The 19,548-nt window shown below is 70.9% G+C and carries 11 protein-coding genes; 8 read left to right on the top strand and 3 right to left on the bottom strand.

Annotated elements, in window-relative coordinates; all coding sequences use genetic code 11:
• Positions 1 to 54: 54 nt before the first annotated feature.
• From mnmA to FB384_RS02140, 3 genes are read right to left on the bottom strand one after another with little or no spacing between them, the layout of a single operon-like run.
• Positions 55 to 1,152: a tRNA 2-thiouridine(34) synthase MnmA gene (mnmA, locus tag FB384_RS02130; RefSeq protein ID WP_183778642.1), complete on the bottom strand. Its 1,098-nt coding sequence runs from the start codon at positions 1,150 to 1,152 to the stop codon at positions 55 to 57.
• A gap of 4 nt (positions 1,153 to 1,156) precedes the next feature.
• Complete coding sequence (locus FB384_RS02135) at positions 1,157 to 2,356, bottom strand: cysteine desulfurase family protein (RefSeq protein WP_183778644.1); 1,200 nt, start codon at positions 2,354 to 2,356, stop codon at positions 1,157 to 1,159.
• A 48-nt stretch (positions 2,357 to 2,404) separates the two neighbouring features.
• A complete protein-coding gene (locus FB384_RS02140) occupies positions 2,405 to 3,865 on the bottom strand; it encodes an MFS transporter (protein ID WP_183778646.1) in 1,461 nt (486 codons plus the stop codon).
• A gap of 132 nt (positions 3,866 to 3,997) precedes the next feature.
• Here FB384_RS02140 and FB384_RS02145 point away from each other — a divergent pair, with 132 nt between their 5' ends.
• From FB384_RS02145 to FB384_RS02180, 8 genes are all read left to right on the top strand, one after another.
• Entirely contained in the window at positions 3,998 to 4,864 is an 867-nt protein-coding gene (locus tag FB384_RS02145) for a phosphotransferase family protein (RefSeq protein WP_183778648.1), read from the top strand.
• A 142-nt stretch (positions 4,865 to 5,006) separates the two neighbouring features.
• The gene (locus FB384_RS02150) at positions 5,007 to 6,305 is read left to right on the top strand and encodes a hydroxyacid-oxoacid transhydrogenase (RefSeq protein ID WP_183778650.1); all 1,299 of its coding nucleotides are present in this window, start codon (positions 5,007 to 5,009) and stop codon (positions 6,303 to 6,305) included.
• Positions 6,306 to 6,498: 193 nt separating this feature from the next.
• Complete coding sequence (locus FB384_RS02155; protein ID WP_183784817.1) at positions 6,499 to 9,288, top strand: FAD-binding and (Fe-S)-binding domain-containing protein; 2,790 nt, start codon at positions 6,499 to 6,501, stop codon at positions 9,286 to 9,288.
• Positions 9,289 to 9,338: 50 nt separating this feature from the next.
• Complete coding sequence (locus FB384_RS02160; RefSeq protein WP_183778652.1) at positions 9,339 to 10,139, top strand: 2-keto-4-pentenoate hydratase; 801 nt, start codon at positions 9,339 to 9,341, stop codon at positions 10,137 to 10,139.
• 479 nt (positions 10,140 to 10,618) lie between these two features.
• Positions 10,619 to 15,160: a glutamate synthase large subunit gene (gene gltB / locus FB384_RS02165; RefSeq protein WP_183778654.1), complete on the top strand. Its 4,542-nt coding sequence runs from the start codon at positions 10,619 to 10,621 to the stop codon at positions 15,158 to 15,160.
• Between the two features lie 77 nt (positions 15,161 to 15,237).
• Complete coding sequence (locus FB384_RS02170) at positions 15,238 to 16,692, top strand: glutamate synthase subunit beta (protein WP_183778656.1); 1,455 nt, start codon at positions 15,238 to 15,240, stop codon at positions 16,690 to 16,692.
• A gap of 377 nt (positions 16,693 to 17,069) precedes the next feature.
• A complete protein-coding gene (locus FB384_RS02175) occupies positions 17,070 to 18,911 on the top strand; it encodes a LamG-like jellyroll fold domain-containing protein (protein ID WP_183778658.1) in 1,842 nt (613 codons plus the stop codon).
• Positions 18,912 to 19,320: 409 nt separating this feature from the next.
• Entirely contained in the window at positions 19,321 to 19,536 is a 216-nt protein-coding gene (locus tag FB384_RS02180; RefSeq protein ID WP_183778674.1) for a CbtB domain-containing protein, read from the top strand.
• Positions 19,537 to 19,548 lie beyond the last annotated feature (12 nt).

Consider the following 19,548-nt stretch of genomic DNA (forward strand, 5'->3'; position numbering starts at 1 on the left):
AGCACCACGTGTCCTGCGCTCAGCACCGCGTGTCCAGGACACGATCCCCGGGGATTACGCCGTGGCGGAGATCTTCGCGCTGCCGAGGACGACGTCGCCCGCCTCGGCATCGGGGCTGTAGAGAACCGCGACCTGCCCCGGGGCGACGCCGGTCAGCGGTTCCCGCAGTGACATCCGCACCGCGTCCCCGTCGGAGTCGACCTCGGCCACGGCGGGAGCCATGCCGCCGTGCGCGCGCACCTGCACGACGCATTCGGTCGGGCCGGTCAGCGGCTGCTCGGACGGCCAGATCGCACGGTCGGCGTCGATCGTCGACACGGACAGTTCCTGCGACGAACCGACCTTCACCGTTCCGGACACCGGCTCCAACGACAGCACGTACCGCGGCTTGCCGTCGGCCGCGGGCGCGTCGATGCCGAGGCCCTTGCGCTGGCCGACCGTGAAGCCGTGCACACCGGTGTGCCTGCCCAGCACGGCACCGGTCTCGGCGTCAACGAGGTCACCGGGGCGCTCGCCGAGGCGGTTCTCGAGGAACTTCTTCGTGTCACCGTCGGGGATGAAGCAGATGTCATGGCTGTCCGGTTTTTCGGCGACGGCCAGTCCTCGCTCGGCGGCCTCCTCACGCACGTCGGGCTTGCGCGAGGAGCCGAGCGGGAACATCGCGTGCCGCAGCTGCTCCGGTGTCAGCGAGGCCAGCACGTACGACTGGTCCTTGTGGTCGTCGGCGCTGCGGCGCAGCTCCGGCACGCCATCCACAACGGACAGCCGGGCGTAGTGCCCGGTGCACACCGCGTCGAAGCCCAGCGCGATCGCCTTCTCCAGCAGCGCCTCGAACTTGATCTTCTCGTTGCAGGTGACGCACGGATTGGGGGTGCGCCCTGCGGCGTACTCGCCGACGAAGGTCTCCACGACCTCCTCGGTGAACCGCTCGGCGAAGTCCCAGACGTAGAACGGGATGCCGAGGATGTCGGCGGCGCGGCGGGCGTCCCGCGAGTCCTCGATGGTGCAGCATCCTCGCGCGCCCGTGCGGAGCGTGCCGGGTTTGGCCGACAGCGCCAGGTGCACACCCGTCACGTCGTGCCCGGCCTCGACGGCACGCGCCGCCGCCACCGCCGAGTCCACGCCCCCGCTCATCGCGGCCAGTACGCGCATCGGCTCATGCCTCCTGCTTCTGCTTGCGCATGCCGGCGAGGCCCGCCTGGCGTGCCCTGTCGACCGCTCCACGCAGCTCCCGCGCCAGCGCGTCGACGTCGTCCTGGGTGGATGTGTGACCCAGCGAGAACCGCAGCGAACCGCGGGCCGCCGAGGCGTCGGCGCCCATCGCGGTGAGCACGTGGCTCGGTTCGGCCACGCCGGCGGTGCACGCCGAGCCGGTGGAACACTCGATGCCCTTCGCGTCCAACAGCATCAGCAGGCTGTCGCCCGCGCAACCGGGGAACGTGAAGTGCGCGATGCCCGGCAGCCGATCGGCCGAATCGGCGGGCAGACCGTTCAGCACGGCGTCCGGCACCGCCGAGCGCACGGCGGTGATCAGTTCGTCGCGGAGCTTGACGGTGCGCTCGGCGACCTCCCGGCGGTGTTCGACGGCGACCCGCACCGCCGTGGCGAAGGCGTGGATGCCGGGCACGTCGAGCGTGCCGGACCGCACCTCACGCTCCTGGCCGCCACCGTGCAGCAGCGGGACGGCCGGGGTCGACCGGTCCAGCAACAGCGCGCCGACGCCGTACGGCCCGCCGATCTTGTGACCGGTCAGGGTCAGTGCCTGGGTCCCCGAGGCGGCGAAGCCGACCTCCACGCCTCCGACGGCCTGCACCGCGTCCGTGTGCAGCGGCACGTCGTACTCGGCGCAGACGGCCGCGAGCTCGGCGATCGGGTTGACGGTGCCGACCTCGTTGTTCGCCCACATCACGGTGGCGAGGGCGATGTCGGAGTGGCCCTGCTCGAACGCGGCCCGCAGCATCTCCGGACGCACGCGCCCGTGGTCGTCGACCTCGAGCCACGTCAGCTCGGCGCCCTCGTGATCGGCCAACCAATGGACGGCGTCGAGCACGGCGTGGTGCTCGACGGCACTGACCAGGATCCGCCGGCGCGCGGGGTCGGCGTCCCTGCGCGCCCAGAAGGTGCCTTTGACGGCGAGATTGTCGCTCTCCGTCCCACCACCGGTGAAGATCACCTCGGACGGCCTGGCGTCGAGCGCCTCGGCCACGACTTCCCTGGCCTCCTCGGCGACGCGGCGTGCACGGCGGCCCGAGGAATGCAGCGATGACGCGTTGCCCACGGTGGACATCGCGTCACTCATCGCCGCAATGGCGTCCGGCAACATGGGGGTGGTCGCCGCATGGTCGAGGTAGGTCATCGCCATTCCAGGGTAGTCGGGCCCTCACGGCGAACGCTGCGGCGTCGCTCACGAGCGCTCGCCCTCCCGCCGCGCACCGGCCAGCGCACCGCCGACGGCCGCCAGCACCGTCAGCGACGCGGCGAGCACCACGATCGGCGTGCCGGGGGCGGCCGCGGAGCCGAGCGCGCCGAGCAGCACCCCGCCGAAGCCGATGACCAGCGCCGATGTCACCCAGTCACCGAGCTGCATGGCCGAGCTGGCGAAGCCGCGTTCCGACTCGTCGGCGCGCCGCAACATCAGGACCTGCACCGACGGGTACGCCATGCCCATTCCCGCCCCGCCGACGATCGCCGCCGCGAACGCCACCCATCCGGGGCATCCCGGCAGCGCGACGCAGCCGAACATCGCCACCCCGGCCCCGACCAGGGCGAACCCCGCCCGCACCAGCCGGTCGCGGTCCCAGTGCGGGAACCGCCCCTGCAGGGCCGATCCCAGCGACCAGCTCAGCGCCGTGACGGTCAGCGGCAACCCGGCCAGGGCGGGGCCGTAGCCGTGCACCCCGGTCATCGTCAGGGGCAGGAACGCCTCCATGCCGGCGAACGTGCCCGCCAGCAACGCCCGCGACCGCACCAGTCCACCCAGTCCGCCCCTGCCGGTGACCGTCCCGGCGGGCAGCAGCCTGCGCAACGCGAGCCCGACCGCGGCCAGTCCCGCCGCACCGTAGGCGAGCGCGAACCCGGACGGGTGCTGGGACGCCCAGGTCAGCGCGGCAACCCCCACGGCGGCCGCGACGGCGGCGGGCACGCTCGCCGCACGGCTGCGCGGCGGCGGACGGTAACCGGCGACACTGCGCACCACCGGCACCAGTAGGGCAAGACCCACGAGCACGAGCGGGACCAGTCCGTGGAACACCCACCGCCACCCGACGGTGTCGGTCACCAACCCCGCCACGGACGGCCCGATCACGGCGGGCAGCACCCACGCGGCCGCGTTGGCCGCGTAGATCACCGGGCGTTCGGCATCGGTGAACACGAGCGCGATCAGCAGCGACGTGGCGACCAGCACGGTTCCCGTCCCGAGGCCCTGCAGGAAGCGCCCGGCCAGCAGCACGGCCATGTTCGGTGCGAACCCGGCCGCCAGCAGGCCCACCAGGAACACCACCGGCCCGCCGAGCAGCGAGGGAACCGGACCGCGCCGGTCGCACACGCGCCCGGACAGCACCGTCGCCACCACGCTGGCGACCAGGAACGTCGTGAACGGCCACGAGTACAGCGTCCCGCCGTCGAGGTCGGCGACCATCGTCGGCATCGCGGTGGCCACGCCGAGGTTCTCGAACGCCATCAGCGTGACGAGCAGCAGCACGCCTGCGGTGGTTGTCCGGCGTTCGGGACTCCAGAGCACGCTCCGGCGCCGAGGTCGTGTCCGTCCTGGCCGCAGCTCCGGGGAGTCCGGATGCGGCGACGGCGGATGCGGGGAGCCCTGGTGTGCGGGGTCCGGGCTCTGCGGCTCCGGCGCGGTCGTCGTCATGCCGGCAACGATGCAACCTCGAGCGCGCTGGAGGTCCAGCGTCGAGCTCCCTCGGCCGCGAACCGGCCGCGGCGGGCACCTGAATCACCGAAATCGCTCGTACGGCCGCATGTGCCGTCGTAGCCTGCGCGGGTGGACACCTTCCCCGTCGCGGCGGCGTGCGCCCGCGAAGGCCTCGCCGATCTTCCGGTGCAGCCGTTCCCCACCGGTTCGCTGCCCGTCTTCGCGGTCGGCGACGCGCTCGTACTCAAGGCCTACCCGGCCGACGACGTCGACGAGGCGCTGACCGAACTGGCGGCTCTCACGGCGCTGGACGGGACACTCGACGTCGCGACTCCCCGCGTCGAGGGCGAGGGAGAGCTCGACGAGTGGCGCTACGTCCTCATGCGGCGACTTCCGGGCGTGGATCTCCCGACGGCATGGCCTGCCATGTCCACATCGGACCGCGTACGCCTGATGCGCCGCCTCGGCGGGCTGCTGGCGCAGCTCCACGCCGTCCCGCCGCCGGACCTGTGGCCCGCCGACTGGTCGCGGTTCCTGTCCGGCCGCCGCAGCGAGGTGATGGCCCACCAGTCCGGGCTCGGCCTTGCCGAGGACTGGCGCGCGCAGATACCGGAGTTCCTCGACGACGTCGACCTGGGCGACCCGGACCCGGTGTTGCTGCACACCGAGGTCATGCCGGAGCACGTGTTCGTCGACCCCGACACATTCGTTCCCACGGGACTGCTCGACTTCGAACCCGCGATGCGGGGCGCGCCGGAGTACGAGTTCTCGGCCGTCGGCGTGTTCCTCACCGCGGGCGACACGGGCCTGCTGCGGGAGCTGCTGCTCGGGTACGGCTACGACGCGGCCGAGCTCGACGAGGACCTGGCACGCCGCCTGCTGGCGTACACCGTGCTGCACCGGTACTCGAACCTGTCGTCGTACCTGCAGCTGCTACCCGCCCCGGACACCCCGACGCTGCCGTCGCTGGCACGCCGGTGGTTCCTGCCGACCTGAACCGGCACCCGGCTCCTTCACTCGACCGGCGGACGCCGACTCAGTGGTTGATCAGTGGGCACCGGGGTGCGAGGCTCGGATCCGTCCGCAACGGAGCGCGACGCGGCTGCCGACTGCCGCGCGACGAACCTGGAGCTCGCCGATGACACCCAGCTCGCCGAAAACCCAGTACCTGAACGAGACCGTCTTCACCTGGGGTGCGACGCCGCTGAAGTTCGGTGCGGGCGCCGTGGACGAGATCGGCTGGGACCTCGCGCAGCTGGGCGCCCGGCGCGTGCTGATCGTCACCGACCCGGACGTCGCCGCCACCGGCGTGCCGCAGCGCGTCGCCGACGCGGCGAAGGCGGGCGGGCTCACCGTCGAGATCTACGACCGCGTGCACGTCGAGCCGACCGACCGGAGCATCCGCGACGCGATCGACTTCGCGAGCGAGTCCACGTGGGACGGTTTCATCGGCGTCGGCGGCGGTTCGGCCATCGACACGGCCAAGGCGGTCAACCTCTTCACGACCTACCCGGCCGACCTCTACGACTACGTCAACAAGCCGATCGGACAGGGCAAGGCACCCGAGGGGCCGCTGAAGCCGCTCGTCGCGGTTCCGACCACGGCGGGCACCGGATCGGAGACGACGCCCGTGTGCGTCATGGACTTCCTCGATCTGCAGGTCAAGTCCGGTATCAGCCACTCCCACCTGCGGCCGAACCTCGCCGTGATCGACCCGCTGCTGACGCTGTCGATGCCGCCGGAGGTGACTGCGGCCAGCGGGATGGACGTGCTGTGCCACGCCCTCGAGTCGTACACCGCGCGCCCGTTCCACTCGTTCCCCAGGCACACGCCGGAGACGCGGGTGGCCTACAACGGCTCGAACCCCATCTCCGACGCCTGGACCGAGCAGGCGCTGCAGCTGCTGGCGCGCTCGTTCCGCAAGGCCGTCCTCAACGGTGGTGACCTCGAGGCCCGCACCGACATGATGCTCGCCGCGACGTTCGCGGGCATGGGCTTCGGCAACGCCGGCGTGCACGTGCCGCACGCGTGCGCGTATCCGATCGCGGGCCGGGTGCGCGAGTACCGGCCGGCCAACTATCCGCAGGACGCCGCACTCGTACCGCACGGCGAGTCCGTGTCGCTGACGGCACCGGCCGCGTTCCGCTTCACCTTCCCCACCGACCCGGGCAAACACCTGCGCGCGGCCGACATCCTCGATCCGCGCGCACAGCAGGCCACCGCCGACGACCGCCAGCGGCTGCCCGCGGCGCTGACCTCGCTGATGCGGGACATCGGCATCCCCAACGGCCTGTCCGGCGTCGGCTACGGCCGCTCCGACATCGGCGCGCTCGTGGAGGGCACGATGCAGCAGCAGCGACTGCTGGCCGTGGCACCCCGCACGGTGCGTGAGGAGGACGTCGAAGCGGTTCTCACCGAGTCGCTCGAGAATTGGTAGGCCCGCGGCGCCTACGGTGGGCGCCGTGAGCGATCCCGTCAACGAAGCCGCCGTAACGCCCACCGACCCGCCCCGGCCCGACGCGCCGCAGCCCGGCACGGCACGGGCCGACGCCGAGTGGCTCGCCGCCCGGCTCCGCGCCGCGGTGACCGGCGACGTCGAGGCCGATCCGACCGCGCGCGCCGTGTTCAGCATGGACGCGTCGAACTACCGGCACGTACCACGCGCCGTGGTGTTCCCGCGCGACGCCGACGACGTGCGCGCCGCGTTGCGAGTGTGCCGGGAACTCGGCGTCCCGATCACCGCACGCGGGGCGGGCACGAGCATCGCGGGGCAGGCCGTCGGCGAGGGCGTCGTCCTCGACCACACGCGATACATGAACCGCATCCTCGACATCGACCCCGAGGCGCGGACGGCGCGGGTGCAGCCCGGTGTCGTGCTCGACGCGCTGCGCACCGAAGCGGCCCGGTACGGGCTCACGTTCGGGCCGGACCCGTCGACGCACAGCCGCTGCACGCTCGGCGGCATGATCGGCAACGACTCGTGCGGTTCGCACTCGGTGGCCTGGGGCCGCACGACGCACAACGTCGTCGCGCTGGACGTACTGGCCGCCGACGGCACGCCGATGACGTTCGGCCCCGGCGAGGCACCCGACAACGCCCACACGCGGGCGCTGCGGGCACTCGTCGACGACAACCTGGCCACGATCCGACAGGGTTTCCCGGCGCTGCCCCGCCGCGTGTCGGGCTACGCGCTGGACCGGCTGCTGCCCGAGAACGGCTTCGACGTCGCCCGCGCGCTCGTCGGCAGCGAGGGCACCTGCGCGCTGCTCACCGAGGCGACGGTGCGCCTGGTTCCCGCACCTGCCGTGCGTGTACTGCTCGTCGCCGGATACGCCGACGACGTGGCCGCCGCCGACGCCGTGCCGCACGCCCTGCCGCTGGAACCCCTCACGCTGGAGGGCATGGGCTCGGACATGATCGACGCCCTGCTGGTGCGTGGCCGCAGGCCCGCCGCGCTCGACCGGCTGCCCGAGGGCGGCGGGTGGCTGTTCGTCGAGATCGGCGGGGACGACCTCCCGGACGCGCGAGCGCGGGCCGAGCGGGTCGCGGCCACGCTGACCGCGGAGACGGGCGCGACGACGTCGATCGCCGACGATCCGGCCGATCAGAAGCAGCTGTGGTCGATCCGCGAGGCCGCGTCGGGGATCGCGACGCGCATCCCGACGCCGGAGGGCAGCGCCGAGGCGTGGCCGGGCTGGGAGGACGCCGCGGTGCCGCCGGAGCGGCTCGGCGCCTACCTGCGCGAGTTCCGGCGGCTGCTCGCGGACCACGGGCTGCGCGGCATTCCCTACGGGCATTTCGGCGAGGGCTGTGTCCACGTGCGCATCGACTTCACGCTCACCGACGACGCAGGGCGCGCGCGGTTCCGCTCGTTCATGGAGGACGCGGGCGACCTCGTCGTCGCGCACGGGGGTTCGCTGTCCGGTGAGCACGGGGACGGGCAGGCCCGTGCGGAACTGCTGCCGCGCATGTACTCGCCGGAGATCCTGCGCCTGTTCGAGGCGTTCAAGGCGATCTGGGATCCCGGCGACCTGCTGAACCCCGGCGTGCTGGTGCGCCCGCGCCCGATGGACGCCGACCTGCGGTTCGACGGTCCGGTGCGCGAGCTGCCGCTCACGCTGAAGTACCCGCACGACGGCGGCAGTCTCGCCGTCGCGGCGCGCCGCTGCGTCGGCGTCGGCAAATGCATCGACACCTCCACCGGCGTGATGTGCCCGAGCTACATGGCCACGGGCCGCGAGGAGCACTCCACGCGCGGGCGCGCCAGGTTGCTGTCGGAGATGATGCGCGGCGACACGATTCCCGACGGCTGGCGATCGGCCGAGGTGCGCGATGCGCTCGACCTCTGCCTGGCGTGCAAGGGATGCCTGTCCGACTGTCCGGTCAATGTGGACATGGCTTCGTACAAGGCGGAGTTCCTGCACCAGCACTACCGGCGCCGGGTCCGGCCCGCGGCGCACTACTCGCTCGGGTTCCTGCCCCTGTGGTCGCGCCTCGCCTCGGTGGCGCCTTGGGCGGCCAACGCGGTGCTCGGCTCACGGCGCCTGTCGCGGGCACTGACCCGGCTCGGCGGCATCGCACCGCAACGGTCGCTGCCCCGCTTCGCCCGTCGCACGCTGCGCAAACGCCTGCGCACCCGCGCGGAATCCGTGCCGGCCACCTTCACCCGCCCGCGGGTGGTGCTGTGGCCCGACACGTTCACCGACCACTTCTCCCCCGACATCGGCCTCGCCGCCGCTCGCGTACTCGACCACGCGGGTTTCGACGTCGTGCTGCCGCGTGCATCGGTCTGCTGTGGTCTGACGTGGATCTCCACCGGGCAGCTCGGTGTCGCCCGCACCGTGCTGCGGAGGACGCTGAAGATCCTCGGCCCGGAGATCGCTGCGGGCACGCCGATCGTCGCGCTGGAACCGAGCTGCCTGGCCGTGCTGCGCCACGACATCCACGACCTGTTCGAGCCCGCCGAGATCGACGGCGGCACCGGCGACGGGATCAACGCCCTCACACTGGCCGAGTTCCTCGAGCGGTACGCACCCGACGTTGACTTCCCCGAGCTCGACCCCGACGGGCCCGTGCCTGCCATCACGCAGCAGCACTGCCACCAGCACGCCGTTGCGGGCAACGCCGCCGACCAGCGGGTGCTGGCCGGGGCCGGGATCTCCTGCCGCACGCTCGACTCCGGCTGCTGCGGACTGGCCGGCAACTTCGGGATGGAGCGCGGCCACTACGACGTCTCCGTCGCCGCCGCCGAGCGGGCGCTCGTCCCCGAGGTCGAAGCCGCGTCCGACGACACGCTCGTGCTCGCCGACGGCTTCAGCTGCCGTACCCAGATCGCCGACCTCACGTCACGGCGCGCACTGCACCTGGCCGAGATCCTCGACCGCGCCCTGCACTCCCGTCGTGGCCGGTCGTCCCTGTGATCGGAACGACCGGCTTGCCGGCAGCCGCCCCCGACCCGGAATGTGAGCCCATGAACGCCATCGACGCCGCCACCGTCGGAGACCTCGCGAAACGCCTGCGGCAGGCCTACGAGACCGGCACCCCCATCGATCCGATCGTGGAGGAGCGACCGGATCTGACGATCACCGACGCGTACCGGATCCAGCAGGAACAGGTCCGCGGCTGGGTCGAGGCCGGCGAGATCGTCAAGGGCCACAAGGTCGGCCTGTCCTCGCCTGCGATGCAGCAGCAGATGGGGGTCGACCAGCCCGACTTCGGCCATCTCACGAGTGGCATGTTCCACCTCGAGCACCAGCCGATCACGGCGCCGTTCCTGCAGCCTCGCATCGAGCCCGAGGTGGCGTTCGTCCTCGGCAGGGAACTGACGGGACCGGGCGTCACGGTGGCCGACGCGGCGAGGGCGGTCGAGTTCGTGCTGCCCGCGCTGGAGATCGTCGACTCCCGTATCCGGGACTGGCGCATCTCCATCATCGACACGGTGGCCGACAACGCCTCGTCCGGAGGTGTGGTGCTCGGCACGAAGCCGACTCCGCTGTCGGCCGTCGACCTGCGGCTGATGGGCTGCACCCTGCAGCGCTCGGGCGAGCTGCTGGCCACCGGCACGGGCGGTGCTGTGCTGGGTTCACCGCTCAACGCCCTCGTGTGGCTGGCCAACACGATCGGGCCGCTGGGCATTTCGCTCGAACCGGGACACGTGGTGCTGCCGGGAACGATGACGCAGGCCTTCTTCGTGCATCCAGGCGAGACGATCGTGGCCCACATGGACGGTCTCGGGGATGTCACGGCGACCTTCGGCCCCGAGTCGGCGTGATCGTGGTCCGCACCTGCCGAAATCACCATCGTCGTCGCAGGTCACAGCAGAAGTTGCGGAATCGACCAGTTGACTTCCCGGCCGTCAATCCCGCAGTGTTGTATCCCACGAGCGCTCACTGAGAAGTCCCTATAACGGCGATTTCACATTACTGTCATAAGACCGGCTAACCCCGGTATGTTCAGCGCGCGCCGCACGCTGGCAGGCGAACCCTGCCTGTGTACGGCGCGTGTCTGCGCACCAGCGCCGTTCGCCACCACGGACTGCGCGCCCGGCTCATCGGAGAGCCAACCAGGATCCACACAACGGCGTGTGGTCGACGCTTCGGTGCCATGCCCGCCGCCGGAAGGTGGACGGGACGCCATCGACGAGTCCCCTACTGACCATCGCACCACCAGGCCGCACCGTTAGCCGACCGGAACGCCCCGGCCGGCTGGCAGCGCGGCCTGGCTGTGCCGAGCCAAGGAGGGCGGCAAGCCGTGACCCGCCACGCCCCGCGTAAGCCGAACACCGGTCTCTACGACGAGCAGTACGAGCACGACGCCTGTGGCGTCGCTTTCGTCGCCGACCTGTCCGGCCGTCCCGACCACGAGATCGTCCGCCAAGCCCTGGTCGCCCTGAGCAACCTCGAACACCGTGGCGCGCGCGGCGCCGAAACCGAAACCGGCGATGGCGCAGGCATCCTGATCCAGATCCCGGACGCGTTCTTCCGCGAGGTCACCGACTTCGAACTGCCCGAACCCGGCACGTACGCCGCAGGCACCGCGTTCCTGCCGACCGACGAGGCCGCACGCGACAAGGCGATGTCGGCCATCGAGCGCATCGCAGCCGAGGAGCACCTCCGCGTGCTCGGCTGGCGCGACCTGCCGGTCCAGGCCGAGCACGTCGGCCCGAGCGCCCGCGAGGCGATGCCGTACTTCGCGCAGGTGTTCCTCGGCTCGCAGCGCGACGGGGACCACACCCTGACCGGCCTCGAACTGGAACGGGCCGCCTTCGTCGTGCGCAAGCGCGCGGAGCACCAGCTCGAAGAGTCCGGCGTGTACTTCCCGAGCCTGTCGGCGCGCACGATCGTCTACAAGGGCATGCTCACCGAGCCGCAGGTCCCGAAGTTCTTCCCGGACCTGACCGACGAGCGTGTCGTGAGCGCGATCGGCCTCGTGCACTCGCGGTTCTCCACGAACACCTTCCCGTCGTGGCCGTTGGCACACCCGTACCGCTATGTGGCGCACAACGGCGAGATCAACACGCTCAAGGGCAACCGCAACTGGATGGACGCCCGCGAGTCCCAGCTCGACACCGACCTCATCCCCGGACCGCTGCGCCGGATCTACCCGGTGATCACGCGCGGCGCAAGCGACTCGGCCTCGTTCGACGAGGTGCTCGAGATGCTGCATCTGGGCGGCCGGTCACTGCCGCACGCGGTGCTGATGATGATCCCGGAGGCGTGGGAGAACCACGCCGAGATGGACCCGGCGCGCCGCGCGTTCTACGAGTTCCACGCCACGATGATGGAGCCGTGGGACGGCCCTGCCCTGGTGTCGTTCACCGACGGCACGCAGATCGGCGCCGTGCTCGACCGCAACGGGCTGCGGCCCGCGCGGTACTGGATCACCGACGGCGGTCTCGTCGTACTGGCCAGTGAAGCGGGCGTGCTCGAGCTGGACCAGGCGTCGATCGTGCGCAAGGGCAGGCTCGAACCGGGCCGCATGTTCCTCGTCGACACGGCCGAGGGCCGGATCATCGACGACGAGGAGGTCAAGGGCCAGCTCGCGGCCGAGAACCCGTACGCCGAGTGGCTCGAGGCGGGCCGGCTGAAGCTCGACGACCTGCCCGAGCGCGAGCGTGAGGTGCCCACGCACGCCTCGCTCGTGCGCAGGCAGCAGGCGTTCGGTTACACGGCCGAGGAGCTGGACGTGCTGCTCGAGCCGATGGCGCGCTCGGGTGCCGAGCCGATCGGGTCGATGGGTAACGACTCCCCGGTGGCGCCGCTCTCGAGCGGCCAGCGCCCGATCTTCGACTACTTCACGCAGCTGTTCGCCCAGGTGACGAACCCGCCGCTGGACGCGATCCGCGAGGAGCTCGTCACGGCGCTGGGCACGCAGCTCGGTTCGGAGCCGAACCTGCTCGAAGCCGGCCCCGAACACGCACGCAAGATCGTGCTGCCGTTCCCGGTGCTGGACAACGACGACCTGGCGAAGCTGGTTCACGCCAACGACGACGGCAACCTGCCCGAGTTCTCGTCGCACACGGTGCACGGCACCTACGAGGTCGCCGGCGGCGGCGAGGCACTGCAGCACAGGCTGGACGAGATCCGCGCTGAGGTGTCCGAGGCGATCGCCGACGGTGCGCGGTTGATCGTGCTGTCGGACCGCGGCGTGGACGCAGGCCACGCGGCGATCCCGTCGCTGCTGCTGACCGGCGCGGTGCACCACCACCTGGTGCGCGAGAAGAGCCGCACCCAGGTCGGGCTGATCGTCGAGTCCGGCGACGCCCGCGAGGTGCACCACATCGCGCTGCTCATCGGTTACGGCGCCGCGGCGGTGAACCCGTACCTGGCGATGGCCACCGTCGAGGAGCTCGCCGAACAGGGCCGCGTTCCCGGCGTCACCGCCAAGGACGCGACCAGCAACCTCATCAAGGCACTCGGCAAGGGCGTCCGCAAGACGATGTCGAAGATCGGTGTGTCCACGGTGGCCTCGTACACCGGCGCGCAGATCTTCGAGGCGATCGGTCTCGGCTCCGAGGTCGTCGACACGTGCTTCACCGGCACCACGTCGCGGCTCGGCGGCGTCGGGTTCGACGTGCTGGCCCGCGAGGTCACCGAGCGGCACCGGCGCGCCTTCCCCGCCGACGACGTGCGGCCGAACCACCGCGAACTCGCCACCGGCGGCGACTACCAGTGGCGCCGCGAGGGCGAACCGCACCTGTTCAACCCGCAGACGGTGTTCAAACTGCAGCACTCCACGCGGTCGGGCAAGTACGAGATCTTCAAGGAGTACACCCAGGCCGTGGACGAGCAGGCCGAGCAGCTGATGACGCTGCGCGGGCTGTTCAAGTTCAAGGAGGGCGAGCGCCCGCCGGTGCCGATCGAGGAGGTCGAACCGGTCTCGGAGATCGTGAAGCGGTTCGCGACGGGCGCGATCTCGTACGGGTCGATCTCGGCCGAGGCGCACGAGACCCTCGCGATCGCCATGAACCGGCTGCAGGGCAAGTCCAACACCGGTGAGGGCGGCGAGGACCCCGAGCGCCTGTACGACCCGGAGCGCCGCAGCGCGATCAAGCAGGTCGCGAGTGGACGGTTCGGCGTGACGAGCGAGTACCTGGTCAACGCCGACGACATCCAGATCAAGATGGCGCAGGGCGCCAAGCCCGGCGAGGGCGGCCAGCTGCCCGGCGGCAAGGTGTACCCGTGGATCGGCAAGACCCGGCACTCGACGCCGGGGGTCGGGCTCATCTCCCCGCCGCCGCACCACGACATCTACTCGATCGAGGACCTCAAGCAGCTGATCCACGACCTGAAGAACGCCAACCCGGCCGCGCGCATCCACGTGAAGCTCGTGTCCGAGGTCGGCGTCGGCACGGTCGCCGCGGGTGTGTCGAAGGCGCACGCCGACGTCGTGCTGATCTCCGGTCACGACGGCGGCACCGGCGCGTCCCCGCTGTCGTCGATCAAGCACGCCGGCGGGCCGTGGGAGCTGGGCCTGGCCGAGACGCAGCAGACGCTGCTGTCGAACCGGCTGCGCGACCGGATCGTGGTGCAGACCGACGGCCAGCTCAAGACCGGCCGTGACGTGCTCATCGCCGCCCTGCTGGGTGCCGAGGAGTTCGGCTTCGCGACCGCACCGCTGGTGGTGTCGGGCTGCATCATGATGCGCGTCTGCCACCTGGACACCTGCCCGGTCGGCGTGGCCACGCAGAACCCCGCGCTGCGGGAGAAGTTCAGCGGCAAGGCCGACTACGTGGTGAACTTCTTCGAGTTCATCGCCCAGGAGGTGCGCGAGTACCTGGCGGCGCTGGGCTTCCGGTCGATCGCCGAGGCCGTCGGGCACGCGGAGCTGCTCGACACCCGCGACGCTGTCGACCACTGGAAGGCCGAAGGCCTCGACCTGTCGCCGATCTTCGAGGTGCCGGAGATCGAGCCGGGTGCCGCCCGGCACCAGGTCGTCGAGCAGAACCACGGTCTCGACTCCGCGCTCGACAACACACTGATCCAGCTGGCAGAGGGCGCGCTGCGGTCCGGCGACCGCGTGACGCTCGACCTGCCGGTGCGCAACGTCAACCGCACGGTCGGCACGATGCTCGGCCACGAGTTGACGAAGCAGTGGGGCGGCGAGGGCCTGCCCGACGACACGATCGACATCACGTTCACCGGCACGGCCGGTCAGGCGTTCGGTGCGTTCGTGCCGAAGGGCATCACACTGCGGCTGCTCGGTGACGGCAACGACTACGTCGGCAAGGGCCTGTCGGGCGGGCGCATCACGGTGCGGCCACCGCACGACTCACCGGTCGTGGCCGAGAACCACATCATCGCCGGCAACGTGATCGGCTACGGCGCCACGGGCGGCGAGCTGTTCCTGCGCGGCAAGGTCGGTGAGCGGTTCTGCGTGCGCAACTCCGGCGCGCTGGCCGTCGTCGAGGGTGTCGGCGACCACGGCTGCGAGTACATGACGGGCGGGCGCGTGGTCGTGCTCGGGAAGACGGGCCGCAACTTCGCGGCGGGCATGTCCGGCGGCGTTGCCTACGTGCTCGATCTCGACCCGATCCGCGTCAACGGTGAGATGGTCGACCTGGAAGGACTCGACGAGGAGGACGTCGAGGTCCTGCTCGAAGCCGTCGAGAAGCACTACACCGAGACCGGGTCGGCCGTGGCGCACGCGCTGCTCACCGATTGGGAGTCCGCACTGCCGCGGATCACGAAGGTCATGCCGAAGGACTACAAGCGTGTCCTGCAGGCCCGCGCTCAGGCCGAGCGCGACGGCAGGGACGTGAACGAGGCGATCATGGAGGCGGCTCATGGCTGACAATCGCGGAGTTTACGAAGCGGCAGCCATGAGCCCCGACCGGGCGTGGGTGTCCCACAAGACACAGGAGGCGGCTCATGGCTGACCCCAAGGGTTTTCTGAACACGAAGCGGGAGACGCCGAAGTCTCGTCCCGTCGACATCCGGATCAAGGACTGGCGTGAGGTCTACGAGGACTTCGAGCGCACCAAGCTCAAGGACCAGGCGGGCCGCTGCATGGACTGCGGCATCCCGTTCTGTCACCAGGGCTGCCCGCTGGGCAACCTGATTCCGGAGTGGAACACGCTGACGTGGCGCGACGACTGGGCCGACGCGATCGAGCGGCTGCACGCCACGAACAACTTCCCGGAGTTCACGGGCACGCTGTGCCCGGCGCCGTGCGAGACGGCGTGCGTGCTGGGCATCAACGACGACCCGGTGACGATCAAGCGCGTCGAGATCTCGATCATCGACCGCGCCTGGGAGGAAGGCTGGGTCACGCCGCAGCCGCCGACGACGAAGACGGGCAAGAAGGTCGCGGTCGTCGGCTCGGGTCCGTCGGGCCTGGCTGCCGCCCAGCAGCTGACGCGCGCCGGGCACGACGTGGTCGTACTCGAGCGGGCCGACGCGATCGGCGGACTGCTGCGGTACGGCATCCCCGAGTTCAAGATGGAGAAGCACCGTCTCGACCGGCGTCTCGACCAGATGCGCGCGGAGGGCACGGAGTTCCGCACCAACGTGAACGTCGGCGTGGACGTCACGGCCGACGAGCTGCGGTCGCAGTACGACGCGGTGGTGCTGGCAGGCGGGGCGACGGCATGGCGCGACCTGCCCGCTCCCGGCCGTGAGGCCACGGGTGTCTACCAGGCGATGGAGTACCTGCCGCCCGCGAACAAGGTGGCGAGCGGCGAGCTCGGCGCCTCGCCGATCGACGCGGCGGGCAAGGACGTCGTGGTGATCGGCGGCGGCGACACCGGCGCCGACTGTGTTGGCACGGCCCACCGGCAGGGTGCGAACTCGGTGACGCAGCTGGAGATCATGCCGAAGCCGCCGGAGTCGCGCTCGGAGGCGCACCCGTGGCCGACGTACCCGATGATCTACCGCGTCTCCTCGGCCCACGAGGAGGGCGGCGAGAGGCTGTACTCGGTGAACACGCAGGAGTTCGTCGCCGACGCCGACGGCAACCTGCAGGCGCTCCGGATCGTCGAGGTGCAGCGCGGCGAGAGCGGCGGGTTCGAACCGGTCGAGGGCACGGAGCAGGAGCTGCCCGCACAGCTGGTTCTGCTGGCGATGGGCTTCGTCGGGCCTGAGAAGCAGGGTCTGATCGAGGACCTGGGCGTCGAGCTGGACGAGCGCGGCAACGTGGCGCGGGACTCGGAGTTCAAGACGAGCCTGGACAACGTGTTCGTGGCCGGCGACATGGGCCGTGGGCAGTCGCTGATCGTGTGGGCGATCGCAGAGGGCCGGTCGGCGGCCGCGGGCGTCGACGCGTACCTCACCGACCGGGACATGCTCCCGGCGCCGATCGCGCCGACGGACCGTCCCATCTCGTAACAACCCCACAGCGTTCGACAACCACACGCGCGGGGTGGGCCGGCCCTCCGGCCCACCCCGCGCGTGTCCTGCATTCAGCACCGCGTGTCCTGCATCCGGCACCGCGTGCCCTGCGTTCGTGCACGCGAGGTGCGCTCTCCGTGCCCGTGTTGTCGATTCCGGGGACCGTGTTGCGGACTCCGGGCCCCCCAGATGCTCCCACCCGTCACGCTGGCGCGCGGCGGTGCTTTCGTGCTGCATCGGTCCCCGCATCCCTGTGTCGCAGCACGCACCCGGCGTCGCAGGTCTCGATTCGGCCACAGTGGACGCGCAAATGTTCAGCATGGCTCAACATCCGTGCCACTCGGCGGCCAACGGCGGCGACGAGACTGCGGCGCATGTCCCCTTCCGGAGTATCCCGACGTTCCGTCCTGTCCGCCGCCGCCGTCACCCCCGCGGTCGTGGCGACGTCCGGTGCTGTCAACGCGGCACCGGCGCAGGCCGCCCCGCACAGCCAGGCCTCCCCTGACGGCGCGAGCTTCACGTTCGCCGTCCTGCCCGACATCCAGTACCTCATCGACGAGGGTGGTTCGGACCACGAACCGGTGCGCGAAAGCCTGCGCTGGGCGGTGCGGGAGCGGCGCAATCGCAACATCGCGTTTCTCGCCCAGCTCGGCGATCTGACCGAGCACGGCACCAAGGCCGAGATGCAGGTCGCCGACACGGTCTTCCGCACCGGCGTCGACGGCCGGCTGCCCTACAGCGTGCTGGCGGGAAACCACGACGTGTCGGGCGACGACCAGCGCGGCGACACGCCGTATCTGCGCACGTTCGGCCCCGGACGGTTCGCACGTTCGCGGTCGTACGGGGGCTCGTCGCCTGACGGCTACAACAGCTTCCACACCTTCGACGCCGGTGGCCGCAGCTGGCTGGTGCTCGCGCTCGACTGGCGCGTCTCCGACGCGGGGATCCGGTGGGCACAACGTGTGCTGGACCGGCATCCGAAGCTGCCGACCGTCCTCACCACGCACGACATCGTGTGGGCCGATGAATCCGGCGACGCCACGCTGTCCGATCACGGCCGGCACCTGTGGGACGGGCTGATCCGCGGCAACGATCAGATCTTCCTCGCACTGGGCGGGCACTACTGGCCGTGCGGGCGCGCGACGTTGACCAACGACGCGGGAAATCCCGTCCACGTGCACATCACGAACTACCAGGACCGCTACTACGGCGGTGCGGGCATGCTGCGAACGTACGCATTCGACCTCGCCCGCGGGTGCATCGACGTCGAGACATTCTCGCCGTGGTTGCTGACCAAGAAGAACCCCACGCCGTTGGAGGCCGAAACGGCGGAGCTGACGGGCGAGGCGGACCGGTTCAGCATCGAGATCCCGTTCACCGAGCGGTTCGCAGGGTTCGCCCCGCCCCCGAACCCGCCGTCGCGCCCGGCCTCGGAGGTACTCGTCGCGGGCACGGCGGCGTACTGGCGGTTCGACGACGAAGGCTTCGCCGGCACGGGCGACGACGGCGCACCGGTGGCGGGCGGCGCGGTCGCCCGTGACCTGTCCGGCAACGGCAACGACCTCGTCGCCCAGCGCCTCCACGACGGCCCGGCCGAGGTGCTGACGTGGTCGGCCGACCACCATGCCGGCGCACCCGCTCACGCCAGTGTCCGGTTCGACGGCGGCAAGAACCCCGACAGGGGCGCCGTGCTGCACACCCGTTCCGGCGCACCGGTCAACACGGCGACGTTCACCCGCGGCTACACCATCGAGACGTTCTTCCGCCTGCCCGAGCCGTTCGAAGGCGACCACGCGTGGATGGGCATTCTCAGCTGGGAAGGCCGCGCGGGAGATGCGGGCAAGGACGGCGGCTACTCCACCGACGACGCCGTGTGCAGCCTCAACGTCACGAGTGAACGCTTCCTGCAGTACGTCGTGTACCCGACGTCGATCAACGACGACCCGACGTGCTGGAGTCACGCCGTCCCGATCGGACGGTGGACGCACGTCGCGATCGTCAACGACGGCAGCCACACGGTGGTCCACGTCGACGGGTCACCGATCGCCCGCAATGCGGCGCAGCACTCGCGCGGCATCGCGACGGTCGGCAAACCGTTCGCGATCGGCGGGACCCAGTCGGGCGGGCGTTTCGGACAGGGCTTCTACGGCCAGGTGGGCGATACGCGCATCGTGTCGCGGGCCCTGGCACGAAATGAGTTCATGCTGCCTGGTTGACCCGACCGCGCGCGACGTCGCCGGTCCGGACGGGTTGCGGACCGGCGACGTGGGCCGCCCATGACAGGCATGCACGCCGTGACGGTGGGCAGCAGCGATACCTAAACACGCGGGAGGGCGCAGCCGCGCCTCGGCGTCTCGTGGGGTTGGACGACGAGTGAGCGCAGGACACGCGGTTCTGAGCGCAAGACACGCGACGAGCGGTCCGGGCCACACCGCGTTGACTTTCCGCGCGGGGCGGGCCTAGCCTCGAACGGCTCATGCGATGGCGGCTGGAAGCCGGTGAGAACCCGGCACGGTCGCGCCACTGTGATCGGGCGTGTGCTCAGTCCAGCACATCCCGTAGTCAGACCCACCGTCATCGCCACCGTTCCGATCGGGCCGCGACAAGCCCAAGGAGGTACACGCGATGTCGCAGACGAACGTCGTCTCCGTCCCCCGCCCCACTGCCGTCCGCATTCCCCTGCGGGAGATCGTGCCGTGGGCGGTCTTCACCACTGTGCTGGCGTTGCTCGTGCTGCTGTTCGTCACGACCGAGGCGGGCGCCGTCTCGCTGGTGTCGGACGGTCTGGTCCACGAGTTCGTCCACGACGGCCGGCACCTGCTGGCCTTCCCCTGCCACTGACCGGCGGGAGGG

This window comes from Prauserella sediminis (assembly GCF_014195435.1).
Classification (GTDB): domain Bacteria; phylum Actinomycetota; class Actinomycetes; order Mycobacteriales; family Pseudonocardiaceae; genus Prauserella; species Prauserella salsuginis.